The sequence below is a fragment of the Cytobacillus firmus genome, assembly GCF_023657595.1.
GTDB lineage: Bacteria > Bacillota > Bacilli > Bacillales > Cytobacillaceae > Cytobacillus > Cytobacillus firmus_B.
On sequence record NZ_CP098323.1, the window covers coordinates 4,559,511 to 4,571,553 of the forward strand.

Below are 12,043 nucleotides of genomic sequence, written 5' to 3' on the forward strand. Positions count from 1 at the left end.
ACCTCTTTTCCTAAAAAGCATCTTTAGAACCGAATAAGACAAGCACGGTTTTTAGTATAATTTTGATATCGAATAATAGCGACCTTTTTCTAATGTACATCAAATCAAGATCTACCATTTCTTTAAATCCTATATTGCTTCTTCCGCTCACTTGCCAGAGACCTGTACAACCAGGAGCTACCAATAGCCTTTGTTTGTCATAATCGGAATATTCCTCTACCTCCCTTGGAAGTGGAGGTCTTGGACCCACCAGGCTCATATCGCCTTTTAAGACATTAAATAACTGAGGAAGCTCGTCGATACTTGTCTTGCGAATAAACTTCCCTATTTTCGTGATTCTTGGATCATCCTTCATTTTGAACATTGCTCCACTCACTTCATTATATTGAAGAAGCTCCTGAAGCTTTTCTTCAGCATTGGAGACCATTGAGCGGAATTTATACATGTTAAATTGCCTGCCGTTTTTTCCGACTCTTTTCTGCGAGAAAAAAATGCTTCCTTTTGGATCATCCAATTTGATCAAAGCAGCCACAATTAAAAATAATAAACTCAATAAAATAATTCCAGCTAAAGAGCCCACGATATCAACGAATCTCTTAGCAGCCAAATATGATAGCCGATTATTAACAGGAACCTTTTGGTTTTGTTGAACGTATAAATATTCTTCCTTTGCTATGTTTGACATACTGACCCTTCCTTCGCTTTACAACTTAATAAGATTAGCATCATTTGCTGCGACAACTTCTCTTAAGTAATCCAGCATTTCTATTTTTAAATCCTCATGCTGTAAAGCGAACTCAATCGTTGTTTTCACAAAGCCGAATTTTTCACCTACGTCATATCGCTTTCCTTCAAAATCATATGCGAACACACGCTGAATCTGGTTTAAATGTTGAATAGCATCCGTTAGCTGAACCTCTCCACCAGCTCCTTTTTCCTGCTTATCAAGAAACATAAAGATTTCAGGGGTTAGGACATACCTACCCATAATGGCTAAATTGGATGGAGCTGTACCTGATTTTGGCTTTTCTACAAAGTTATTAACCTGATAACGGCGTCCGTTCTGGCTCTCAGGATCGATGACCCCATATCTGTGTGTATCTTCATCAGAAACAGTTTGTACACCAATAACAGAAGAATGGGTTTCTTCATATTGATCAATTAACTGTCTTAAGCATGGCGTGTCACTCTCCACAATATCATCGCCCAGCAGCACAGCAAATGGCTCATCACCAATAAAGTTACGGGCACACCATACTGCATGACCTAATCCCTTAGGTTCTTTTTGTCTAATGTAATGGATATCTGCCAAATTCGTAGAGTAGCGAACCTTTTCTAATAAGTCGAGCTTCCCCTTTTCAGCCAGATTCTGCTCAAGCTCTGGTGCAAAATCAAAATGGTCCTCAATCGCACGCTTCCCTTTACCAGTAACAATAATAATATCCTCAATTCCTGAAGCAACCGCTTCTTCCACTATGTACTGAATTGTTGGTTTATCCACAATCGGTAGCATTTCCTTTGGCATTGCTTTTGTTGCTGGCAAAAATCTTGTACCGAGACCTGCAGCAGGAATAATAGCCTTACGTACCTTTTTCATTAATTCTTTTCCCCTTTCTATTATTAAAGCAAAAAACCCAAAATAAATATCTAATGGTAAAACAGGAGGTTTCCTGCGCTAGCATTAGACATTTACAAGTTTATATTCTGATATTTCTGTAAGCGAAATAAATTCGTGTGGCAGTGTGCCACGGGGCATCTAACCCCCCCTCACACCATACTATCGACGACACTGCGTCTAAGGTAAGCCGATCTACCCACAGCATGGCCGAGTGTCTCCATTGGTATCGGATTAGGAGACATTACCGGTCATTTCTCTGATATTATGATTATTCCACTAGTTGAAATAATTAAAAGATTCCAAGAATTTTCTTGCGTTTAATTTTCTCAGGTATTTCTTTGTAGATATTTTGGTTTTGCACTAAGAGCTCCGCATTCTCAGTAAACATGTAAACCATGTCTACTCCATACTGATTTTCTATTTCATCAAAAGCTTCTGACATTTTAAATGTCCTGTTGTTTATGTTATGTGCATCAGATGCAATAAAGTGAGTTAAGTTTGCCTCTATTAATTGATGCGAGAATTTCTTAATGTTTTTCCCAAAATAGCCACATAAGCTGGATGCTGTTACTTGAGTCAGTGCTCCTTTTTCCACAAATTGATATAGGAGGTCTGACTGCTCCAGTAATTGTTTGTTTCGTTCCGGGTGTACAATAACCGGAATTAAACCTTGCAGCTGAATATCAAATAGCAGTCTTTCAGCATATCTTGGTACATGATTGGATGGGAATTCAATAAATAGATATTGAGATTCACATAATGGAAGAATCGTTCCTTTTTCCAGATCCTCTAAAATCTCGCCATAAATTCTTACTTCCTGTCCTGCAAGAATAGTTAAAGGTATGTCCTTCTCTTTTAATCTCGTGTTTAATTCGTTCACTGCTGTAACAATCTCTTTTTTTTCATTCTGATAAGAAGAGTTATGGTGAGGGGTAGCGATGATAGAGTTAACGCCCTCTTTGACTGCTTCCTTTGCCATTTCCAGGCTATCTTCCATCGTTTGTGCCCCGTCATCCACTCCAGGCAAAATATGACAATGGATATCTATCATACCTCTATCCCTCCCGTTTTTTAGTTCTTTTGTAATGGTAACATGTTGCTTTAATACCGTAAAGAGTAAAAAAAGTCGAAATTTGTCAGTTCGCTCCGTAATAATAATAATGTTGATTTTCCTTCATTTTCTTATTATTTAAAACGACTCCTAATAGTTTTCCTTGAGCACCGGTTAATAACTCTTTCGTTTTGATTAACTGATCTTTTTCTGCTTTTCCACTGCCTGCAACAATGATTGTTCCCTGGCATTTGTTTGATAATATTTGTGCATCTGTTACAGCTAATACAGGCGGTGTATCGAATAGGATAATATCAAACTCTTCCAAAGCAGCCTTCATAAAATAATCCATCGCTCTTGATCCCAATAATTCTGATGGATTAGGAGGAATGGGACCGCTTGGAAGTATGAATAAATTCTTCACATCAATCGCTTTAACAGATTCCATAAGCGGAAGCTGGCTTGTTAGTACACTGGTTAATCCTGATGTATTCAATATATTAAAGGTATAGTGAACGGTAGGCTTTCTTAAATCCGCATCAACAAGCAGCACTTTTTTTCCTTGCTGCGCAAATACCACAGCCAGGTTAGCGGTTGTTGTGGATTTTCCTTCTCCAGGGCCTGAAGAAGTCACCATAATAGTTCGAATTTCTTCATCTATAGAGGAGAATTGTATATTTGTTCTGATTGTTCGGTATTGCTCTGATACAGGTGATTTTGGATCGTTCTTTGTGATGAGCTTGCGTTTATGTTCCATCGCCATCTTTTTCACTGCTTTTTTAAGAGCCAATCGTCTCACCCCTTAATCTTGAGCTTCTTTCGGAACGGCTTGGGCTTTCATTTGTTTCTTCAATCGTTGCAATAACGCCAAGCACAGGAAGACCTACTGCTTTTTCGATATCCTGTTCATCCTTAATGGTGTTATCTAAGTATTCTAATAGAAAGGCAATTCCGACACCTGCCATTAAACCTACCACCATTGCGATTGCAATATTAAGAAGAGGCTGTGGCTTAACTGGTGATGGGTTCTCTCCTAATTCTGCTTTAGCAAGAATTGTTACATTGTTTACGTTCATAATATTAACGATTTCTTTTTGGAAAACTTCCGCTGTTTTATTGGCTATATCCGCAGCCACCTGCGGGTCTTCATCCTGCACTGAGATTGTGACAACCTGTGAATTTTGCTCACTTTGAACGGTTATTTTTTCATTCAGTGCACCTGTAGTGATATCAAGGTTCAGTTCCTTTTTCACTAATTCAAGAATCGCTGCACTTTTAATAATGACGTTATAGGTGTTAATTAGCTGCAGGTTGGTTTGGACTTCACCGGCCGTATATACCCCTTGCTCATCCTTCGCCTGGTTTACAAGAATTTGGGTTGAAGATTGATATATCGGTGTTAATACGAAATAACTGACTATCCCGCTGATCATGACTGCGACAATGGTTATAGCTATAATAAGAGAGAATCTCTTTTTCAATGTCTGGAATAGTTCTTTAAGACTAATTGTTTCCTCCATGATATCCTCCTAGTAAAATGTTTAAAACAAAAGGTATTATATCATATAATATTGCTAAATTTGTGTTTTTTTGTCATAATTTTAATGAAAATGTAATGAACCAGTAATCCTCTTCCTATTTAACTATAAAATGTAAGAATTTGATAGATACTATTTTCATTTGGTAATTATTACATACATTATTTATTGGAGGCTGTTATGAAGCATTTATTGATTATTATTCTTGCAATCTGCTGTGGAGTAGTTCTTTTTTTAGGAAATGCCCATTGGAATGAAAGAACCGGGCTTTCCAAACAGGAGCCCGCACAGGAAAGTAAAGATCTAGACCCTGTTACAAAGACACCTGAAGCTGAAGCTCCGTCGAGTACTACAAAAATCACTTTAGAAGAGTTCGAGATTCTATCCAAAAATTGGCCTGAAGCAGCAAAAAAGCAACTTGAATTGTCTCTGCCAAAAGAAGAGCCTTTCAAAATTGTCCTTGCTGGTTCGGAGGCCCTTGGAAATGAAACGAATGGCTGGGCCCAATTAACAAAGGCAGAGCTTGAGAAAGCATATGGCGCTGATTCTTTAGAGATAGTGATCCAAACTTATAATGGAACCTCCATGGATTTCTCTGCTGAGAATAAAGCTAAGGAACTGGCAGCTTTAAAGCCCGATCTGATTCTTTTAGAGCCATTGACTCTAAATGATAATGGCGAGGTCCGTATTGAGGATTCTCATACCCATATAACTAATTGGATTGAAACAGTTAAAACTGAAAACCCGGAAGCGGTATTTATTATTCAGCCTCCACATCCCATCTATCAGGCAAGTTATTATCCTGTTCAGGTGGAAGAGTTAAAAAAGTATGCAGAAACAAACGAAATTCCTTATCTTGATCACTGGGCAGCATGGCCTGATCCCCAGGGTGAAGAAATTCTGGATTACTTATCCCAGGAAGGTGATGTGCCTAACGAACAGGGCCACCTTCTTTGGAGCCAGTTTGTAAACGAGTATTTTATCAGCAAGTAAATTAAACCACCATTGAATCTTCAATGGTGGTTTTTCATTTTATGGAAAGCACGAAGCAGGCGTTGATGAATTCGGCAGCAGCTTAATCGGATCAACTGCATTGGATTTCGACCCATTCCACAACCCCAAATGTGTTTCAAAATGAAGATGCTGGCCGGTTACCTGGCCGGTACTGCCCATCCAGCCGATCTGCTGGCCGGTTTTGACAATCTGGCCCTTCTTAACTGATATGCTCCTTAAGTGAGCATAAAGCGTCTCCTGTGTGTCTCCTCTGTGTCTGATCATGATGGTATTGCCATACCCGCTCATTGTCCCTGCATAGCTTACGGTTCCATCGTATGCTGCTTTTACAGGCACATCTCCTTTTTTGGCAATATCGATTCCATAATGAAAGCTTCCCCAGCGGGATCCAAATCCTGATGTTAGAGTTCCGTCTGCCGGCCAGTTAAAAGGCGGGCATGAATTACCGGCTAATAGTCCATAGCCCGTTAACACCTTATCTGTTACAGCACCTGTTCCTCCAAGTACGTATACCTTTGGATCGATTTGATTTACATAATCAAAGACCGGGTCCTGGACACTTGTTGGATGGACGAGCACAATATTTGTATTTAATTTCTTTGCCAATCCGGAAGAAGCCACTGCATCTGGATATTCAGGGTAAGTTTGATTGGTGGACGTGCCTCTGACAAAGATGACATTGTTAGTATTATTATTTAAGCTTGCTGCCTCCACGCTTGTACTGTAGCGGTTTTCACCTGACACCCTTTGTACTTTAATGCCTTTTGCTGCAAGTGATTTTTTTAAGTTCTCACTGACCACCCCTGTTCCGCCAAAAATGATTACTTCTTTGACCGCAGGAGGGAGGGCTTTTGGCAGTGAGTCTCTTTTTACAAGATAGATAGGAATTTTGTTAATAGCTGAATAGCTGGACGCAGGCAATGCATCGACAATGGTATCCCCGTTTACGAGAATGGCTTTCGCTGATGAAGACCCTGTTATGGAATTGATGGCAGCTGCCGTATCATAGCGGGTGCTTCCTTTTACCCTTTGAGTGGCAATTCCTTTGTTTCTGATTGCATTTTCCACCCCTGCGCTAATTGCACCTGTTCCTCCGAGTATGTAAACTTTTGCAGCTTTTAAGCGTGCCAGTTCATTCATAGTGGCAGCGTCGATTGTGTTCGGATAGGTTAATAGAATCGGAGCATCCTTTACTCCTACTAGGCTTGCGGCCGCGAGTGCATCAGCCGGATTATCAGCCCTTGCCAGGATAACCGCTCTTTCCTGTGAAACCAGCCCCTTCGGCCATCCTCTTTGTGATATTTTAATAGCTGTATGTATTCGGTTATCTCCCGAAATTCTTTCCAGGTTTGAGTTTGCCTTTGCCTCCGGCATATCTATATTCCATATAATTACAAGCACCGACAACAACAGGATTAAACATTGATTGATCCTTTTCATTCTTTCCCCCTATGTGACATTTATCTGTATTTTTAGACATATTAATCATAGCATTTCTTCTTATATCTAAAAATAGTAAATTCTTGAAAAAGGGGAAACAAAGGATTCAATACATTAATTTTTGCTGTCGTCGGATCTCTCCTTTATGATTGTTTTCAGTTTCTTCTCCAACTTTGTATTTTCCATTTTCAGTTTTGTGTTTTCTATTCTTAGCCCGCTCACTTCTTTTTGAAGCTTGGCTAATTCCTTTTCATGCTTTTCAGCCTCTTCCTTACTGCTGCAGCCGCTTGCTAATAGGATCAATAATATGAATGAGAGCTTCATAACTTTTTTCATGATAAGTTATTTCCTTTCTATTATACTGACATAACAAAATCCCCCCATATAAGGAGGGATCCTGTTACTTTTATACAAGCTTCTTTCTTCTGCTGTGCCATAGCATGAGCATGGACCCAGCGAATAACAAAGTCAATCCCAGCGCCAGCATGTTGTACATATTCGTCGCTGTATTTGGAAGCTTCTTGCCTGATTTAGTGTTTTTTACAGCCTGCTTGGCTGGCTTGTTATCTTTCACATTTTGATCTTTTGCCGGTAAACCCGGTTTTCCTTTATCTTTATCCGGTGTTCCGCCTTTGCCTGGATTTTTACCAGGAACAGTGCCGCCATCATCTTTCCCGGCTTCTTCCGTGCTAATTAGCAGCGAATCAGACGCAACAACTTCTCCTTCCAAAATAGCTTCAATGCTAATTTCGTATTCAGTGGCTTCTTCTAAGCCGGTGAATTCATGGAAAGATTCTTCAGGACCCAGGGTTGCCGCCAATTCTCCATCCAGATAGAGGGAATATTCATCAATCTCTGCGCCTGCATATTCCCAATAAGCTTCAATCGTGTTTTCTGCTGCTGTGACATCCACGAACTTTACAGCACTGTCACTTTCTGTCTGAACGTCGGTGGAGGTATAAGAAACAACAGATTCTTCTGTATTGACCGCTTCCAGGGCTAAGGTATAGGATGTTCTCGGCATTAATTCTTCGAAGGTATAATCGTTTGTTTCTGCGTCAATAAACTCCAGGTACTCGCCATCCAAATAGACATTATAGCCGCTTAACTCTTCGTCCCCTGTATATTCCCAAGAGGCTTCAATTGAGCTATCTGTTGTACTGACATCTATGAAATTTAAATCTTCGCTCAGGGTCCATACAAAAGCAAAGCCGTAATCTATAATTTCTTCTCCAGACCATGCTTCTACCATGATTTCATATTCTTTTCCAGGTTCCAATCCTTCAAAGGTATAGAAAGGGTCAGATGGATCTGCGCTTCCTATTAGCTCACCATTCAGATACAGCTGATATTCCTCAATCTCCTCTTCCCCTTCATAAATCCAGGAAACATCAATGGTGCTGCTTGTTGAGTTAATTGAGTCAAAGTAAAGCATTCCTTCCTCAATGTTTTCGTATTCAACAAAGACTCCCTTTGCCAGCAGCTGCTCAATGATCTTCATTGCTTCGGAGCCATCAGCCAGATCCAGTCCCTCATTGTTAAATAAAGTTACATATTCCAGCCTTTCAAGCTCAAGAAGAACTCCAATATCACTTATTTGATTATCGTTTGCCATAAGCATGGATAAGTTTTTCAAGTTCTTCAGCGGTGAGATATCGCTGAGATTGTTTCCAGCAACTGCAAGGCCCTCTAATTGGGTCAGATCTGCCGCCCACTTAAGGTTTTGCATATCTGTATAAGAAGCATCCAAAAATAACAGCTTCATTTTGGACAGTGCTGAAAAGTCGGAAACCGGATTGCTTTCAATGGTCAGCATCATCAGGTTTGACAGTCCTTCAAGACCCTTCAGAGATGTTATGTTATTGCTGCTCAGTTCCAATATTTCAAGGTTTTTTAGCCCGGACAGGTCCGGAATGGTTCCGATGCCGTTATTCGAGAGTGTCAAATACATTAAACCGGATAGGTTATTTAAGCTGGAAAAGTCTTTAATCCCTGTATTAGAAAGAAACAATGCAAACAGATTAGATAATCCTTTAAGCGGTTTAAGGTCTGTAATCGGATTTCCATCCAAATCCAGACTCATTAAATGTGTTAACCCGCCTAATGGGGATAGGTCTTTGATGTTATTATCCCAAAGAGACAGGTCCTCCAGGTTGACCGCTTTTTCCAAGCCGGATAGGTCTGTGATTCCAGCTGATGATAAGTCAATCGATACCAGCGAGAGCATGTCACTTTCCTGAATATCCCGATCGAGTCCAAGCCTTTCCTTCAATGCCTTTTCCATTTTCTTATCCGGAAAATGAATAATTTCTCCAGTTGGCAGTGAAGCTGTACTTACCGTTAACGCTGCCTTTCCGATTAATTTTCCTTCCTGATAAGCTTTTACTTTAAAGCTATATTCTGTCTCCGGCTTCAGGCCAGTGAAAATCTCTGAATTTGTTTCACTTGAGATTTCTTTTTCAACCCCATCAACAGAAAGCACGTATTGATCCGGGTAGGAGTAATCATCCTCTTCCTCTGTCCAATAGTCCCAGGAGATTCCGATTTTTGATTCATTCACAAAATCAGTATAGATCTCCATATTCACATTCTCGTCAAAGTCGTAGTTTACTTCTACACCTTTTGATTGAAGATATTCAAGTGCCTCTATAGATGGCGCATGGTCCTCAATCTGAAGATTTCCATAAAGATAAACCGTTTGAAGGCTTGGAAGTTCTTTTAAGAAAATGAAATCTTCAAATTCTGTGTAGGATACATCCAGATTGGCTAAGTTCTTCAGATTCACAATAGCGGAAGAATCTGAAAAAGGGTTATCGCCAATATCCAGGATGACAAGCTTTGTTAGATTCTTAAGAGGAGTTAAATCCTCTACTCTGTTATCATAAATAACCAGATGGTCCAAATTCATGGCATGCTCCAAACCATCAAGTGTTTCAATTTCCATGCCCGGAGCAAAGAGAGCCGTTAATCTTTCCATGTCACTCGTGTAAAGTTCTCGATCAAGGCCAAGCTCTTCCTTGATGGCTGCTTCGAGATTAGGATCTGTTATTGAAACCTTTTCTCCTAGTGGCGCCGCTAAAGTATTAAAGGTATATTCTTTTTCTGCCAATACACTTCCAGTGCTTAAGGCGCTTACTTTAATATTGTAGGAGGTTGATGGCTTCAGGCCTGTTAAATGGTATTCATATATGTCACCATTCAGTGTGGCATTGATTTCTCCGTTAACAGTTAAAGTATATTTGTCGATCTTGCCTTTCCCATACATACCCCACGAAACTTGGGCAGAGGACTCGGTAATCCGATAAACATCTAAAAGAAACGATTTACTGTCATCTAACATTTCAATGTGAATGCCTCTATGAGATAAATCCCTTAGCACTTCTGATTGACTTAGGTCCATCTCCAGATTCCCGATTTGAACTTTTTCCAGAAGGGGAAGCATTAAAAGACTATTAATATTCTCTAAAGGCAATGAATTTAGTTTTAATTCAGTAAGATTTGTTACGTTCCCAAGGACGCTGATATCTGATATCGATACATCTTCAATGATTAGATGCTTTAAATTAACCGCAAGCTCTAATCCTTTCAAACTATTAATATCTCCAAATCGGTCATTTACATTCAGGAAAGTTAACTTTTCCAGGTCTTCTTTTACAACAGCGCCTTCCGGTTTAGGCAGCTGCTCGCGGATGATTTTCTCAAGATTAGGGTTATCCAGGATAACCTCTTCAGCATCAGGATTAGCTGGTTCTTCGGCTGGAACGGAATCCTGTTCAGACGCCGGCTGTTCCTGGCTGCCTTCTGAAGGCTCGGCAGTTTCAGCGCTTTTTTCTGCGGCCTGTTGCACAGGTTCCTTACTTTCTTCTTGTGAGGATTGGTTATCCTCTATGTATACCGATACCGTTTTTGCAGTACTTGTTAACTCCACATCACCCTGTTGGCCCTTAATAGAGTAAACATATACCTGCTCTTCTGCGGCAGCCTGGTCCATATACTCGTATGTTTTAACGACATCTTCCCCCAGGATTTCATTGGATAGCAAAGTTGGCTCGACATCCAGGACTTCATCGTTTTTAATGATCTTATAGGTTTCCGGGCCTTGATCCTGGACAGATAATATGGTTTTCCAGGTTAACGTTACCTTTCCATCCTCCACCACAGGGTCCGCCAAATCAATCATGGCAGCTGCAGTTGTCAGTCCTTGTGTCTGTGAAATTGGACTAATAAGGGAGAAAATAATAGCCATAATCATTGCAATGTTTAACCAGCTTTTTCTTTTCTTCATTCGCTTGCTCCTTCTTGGATATTAATAGTTAATATTTACTATAATTTACTAGAATTATACAATTAAGATAATTATAATGGTTAATAAATAAAAGTAAATCTTTATTTTTAGCCGTTTTTCGACAATAAAGGGGGAAGGCATGAAAGCGCTCATTTATTTGCTTCTATTGCTTGGAGCAGCCATTACGGCTTATTCTTTGTTTGAGATAAGAGATTCCCAGATTCAGGTTGAGGAAAGAAAAGAGGCCGCCGTTAAAATGCTGAATGAAGATACAGAAAAGAAGCTTTCGTTTGAACAAAATGAAACGATCGGACTTCTTTCAGTTTCTAAAATTAATAAGGATATCCCCATCATCGAAGGTACAGATAATGATCAGCTTGAGGCTGGGGTGGGGCATTATACCGGGACGGCATTTCCCGGCCAGAAAGACCAAATTGTGCTTTCAGGTCACAGGGACACAGTCTTTCGGAAATTTGACCAACTTAAGGTTGGGGACATCTTTACCGTGAAATTGTCGTATGGGGACTTTTCTTATGAAATTTATGATACGAAGATTATTGATGCGGACGATCTTAGTATTATTAAAAGCACGTCTCCAGAAGAGGTACTGACTGTCACTACCTGCTACCCTTTTAACTTTATTGGGGATGCTCCAGAGCGGTTTATCTTTTATGCCAAGCCAATAAATTAAATCATCTTCTGTTAATAGATGAAGAACAAGGAAAAGATGGAGGGAAACACAATCAAGAACCATCCATTTACATAACAAAATGAGGATGTGGAAGAGAAATAATCAGCTGCTTGCAATGATCGTTTAGGGGGATTAGGAGTGAAAGCTATACTGCTAAACTTATTCATTATTTTTGGTTCTATTACCTTAATAGAAGCACTGAAACACACTTTAAGATTAAAAAATACTAAAACTGTAAACTTTCTTTCCTATTTATTAATGGGAGTTTTATCATTTGTGGCAGGAAAGGTTTTATTACCTGATTCCTCTACCTTTTCTTCCACATTGGCTATTGCATTTTTTATAGTTGCTTTAATATCTCTGTTTTTAAAGGACAGCAGTTCGGAAAAGCATGATTTTCAGTGAA

General features: G+C 39.7%; 11 protein-coding genes. 3 read left to right on the forward strand and 8 right to left on the reverse strand.

Annotated elements, in window-relative coordinates; all coding sequences use genetic code 11:
* Positions 1–10 precede the first annotated feature (10 nt).
* From NAF01_RS22910 to NAF01_RS22930, 5 genes are all read right to left on the reverse strand, one after another.
* Positions 11–685, reverse strand: a complete 675-nt coding sequence (locus tag NAF01_RS22910; RefSeq protein WP_250801245.1) for a sugar transferase — start codon at positions 683–685, stop codon at positions 11–13.
* Between the two features lie 18 nt (positions 686–703).
* Entirely contained in the window at positions 704–1,597 is an 894-nt protein-coding gene (gene galU, locus NAF01_RS22915) for a UTP--glucose-1-phosphate uridylyltransferase GalU (protein ID WP_250801246.1), read from the reverse strand.
* A 310-nt stretch (positions 1,598–1,907) separates the two neighbouring features.
* Complete coding sequence (locus NAF01_RS22920; RefSeq protein ID WP_250801247.1) at positions 1,908–2,669, reverse strand: tyrosine-protein phosphatase; 762 nt, start codon at positions 2,667–2,669, stop codon at positions 1,908–1,910.
* An 85-nt stretch (positions 2,670–2,754) separates the two neighbouring features.
* Complete coding sequence (locus tag NAF01_RS22925; protein ID WP_250802530.1) at positions 2,755–3,426, reverse strand: CpsD/CapB family tyrosine-protein kinase; 672 nt, start codon at positions 3,424–3,426, stop codon at positions 2,755–2,757.
* Positions 3,427–3,448: 22 nt separating this feature from the next.
* Positions 3,449–4,189, reverse strand: coding sequence for a YveK family protein (locus tag NAF01_RS22930; protein ID WP_250801248.1), 741 nt, complete (start codon positions 4,187–4,189; stop codon positions 3,449–3,451).
* A 198-nt stretch (positions 4,190–4,387) separates the two neighbouring features.
* Between NAF01_RS22930 and NAF01_RS22935 the strand changes: the two genes are divergently transcribed.
* A complete protein-coding gene (locus tag NAF01_RS22935; RefSeq protein WP_250801249.1) occupies positions 4,388–5,200 on the forward strand; it encodes an SGNH/GDSL hydrolase family protein in 813 nt (270 codons plus the stop codon).
* Positions 5,201–5,239: 39 nt separating this feature from the next.
* Here the strand turns inward: NAF01_RS22935 and NAF01_RS22940 are convergent, their stop codons facing one another.
* The 3 genes from NAF01_RS22940 to NAF01_RS22950 form a co-directional block, all read right to left on the reverse strand.
* Positions 5,240–6,661, reverse strand: coding sequence for a cell wall-binding repeat-containing protein (locus NAF01_RS22940; protein WP_250801250.1), 1,422 nt, complete (start codon positions 6,659–6,661; stop codon positions 5,240–5,242).
* 114 nt (positions 6,662–6,775) lie between these two features.
* Complete coding sequence (locus NAF01_RS22945) at positions 6,776–6,997, reverse strand: hypothetical protein (protein WP_250801251.1); 222 nt, start codon at positions 6,995–6,997, stop codon at positions 6,776–6,778.
* Between the two features lie 70 nt (positions 6,998–7,067).
* A complete protein-coding gene (locus tag NAF01_RS22950) occupies positions 7,068–10,946 on the reverse strand; it encodes a leucine-rich repeat domain-containing protein (protein WP_250801252.1) in 3,879 nt (1,292 codons plus the stop codon).
* A 139-nt stretch (positions 10,947–11,085) separates the two neighbouring features.
* Here NAF01_RS22950 and NAF01_RS22955 point away from each other — a divergent pair, with 139 nt between their 5' ends.
* Both NAF01_RS22955 and NAF01_RS22960 read left to right on the forward strand, forming a co-directional pair.
* The gene (locus tag NAF01_RS22955; RefSeq protein ID WP_250801253.1) at positions 11,086–11,637 is read left to right on the forward strand and encodes a class D sortase; all 552 of its coding nucleotides are present in this window, start codon (positions 11,086–11,088) and stop codon (positions 11,635–11,637) included.
* Between the two features lie 138 nt (positions 11,638–11,775).
* Positions 11,776–12,042 carry a hypothetical protein gene (locus NAF01_RS22960; RefSeq protein WP_250801254.1) on the forward strand — a complete coding sequence of 89 codons (267 nt, stop codon included), beginning with the start codon at positions 11,776–11,778 and terminating at the stop codon, positions 12,040–12,042.
* Position 12,043: the final 1 nt, after the last annotated feature.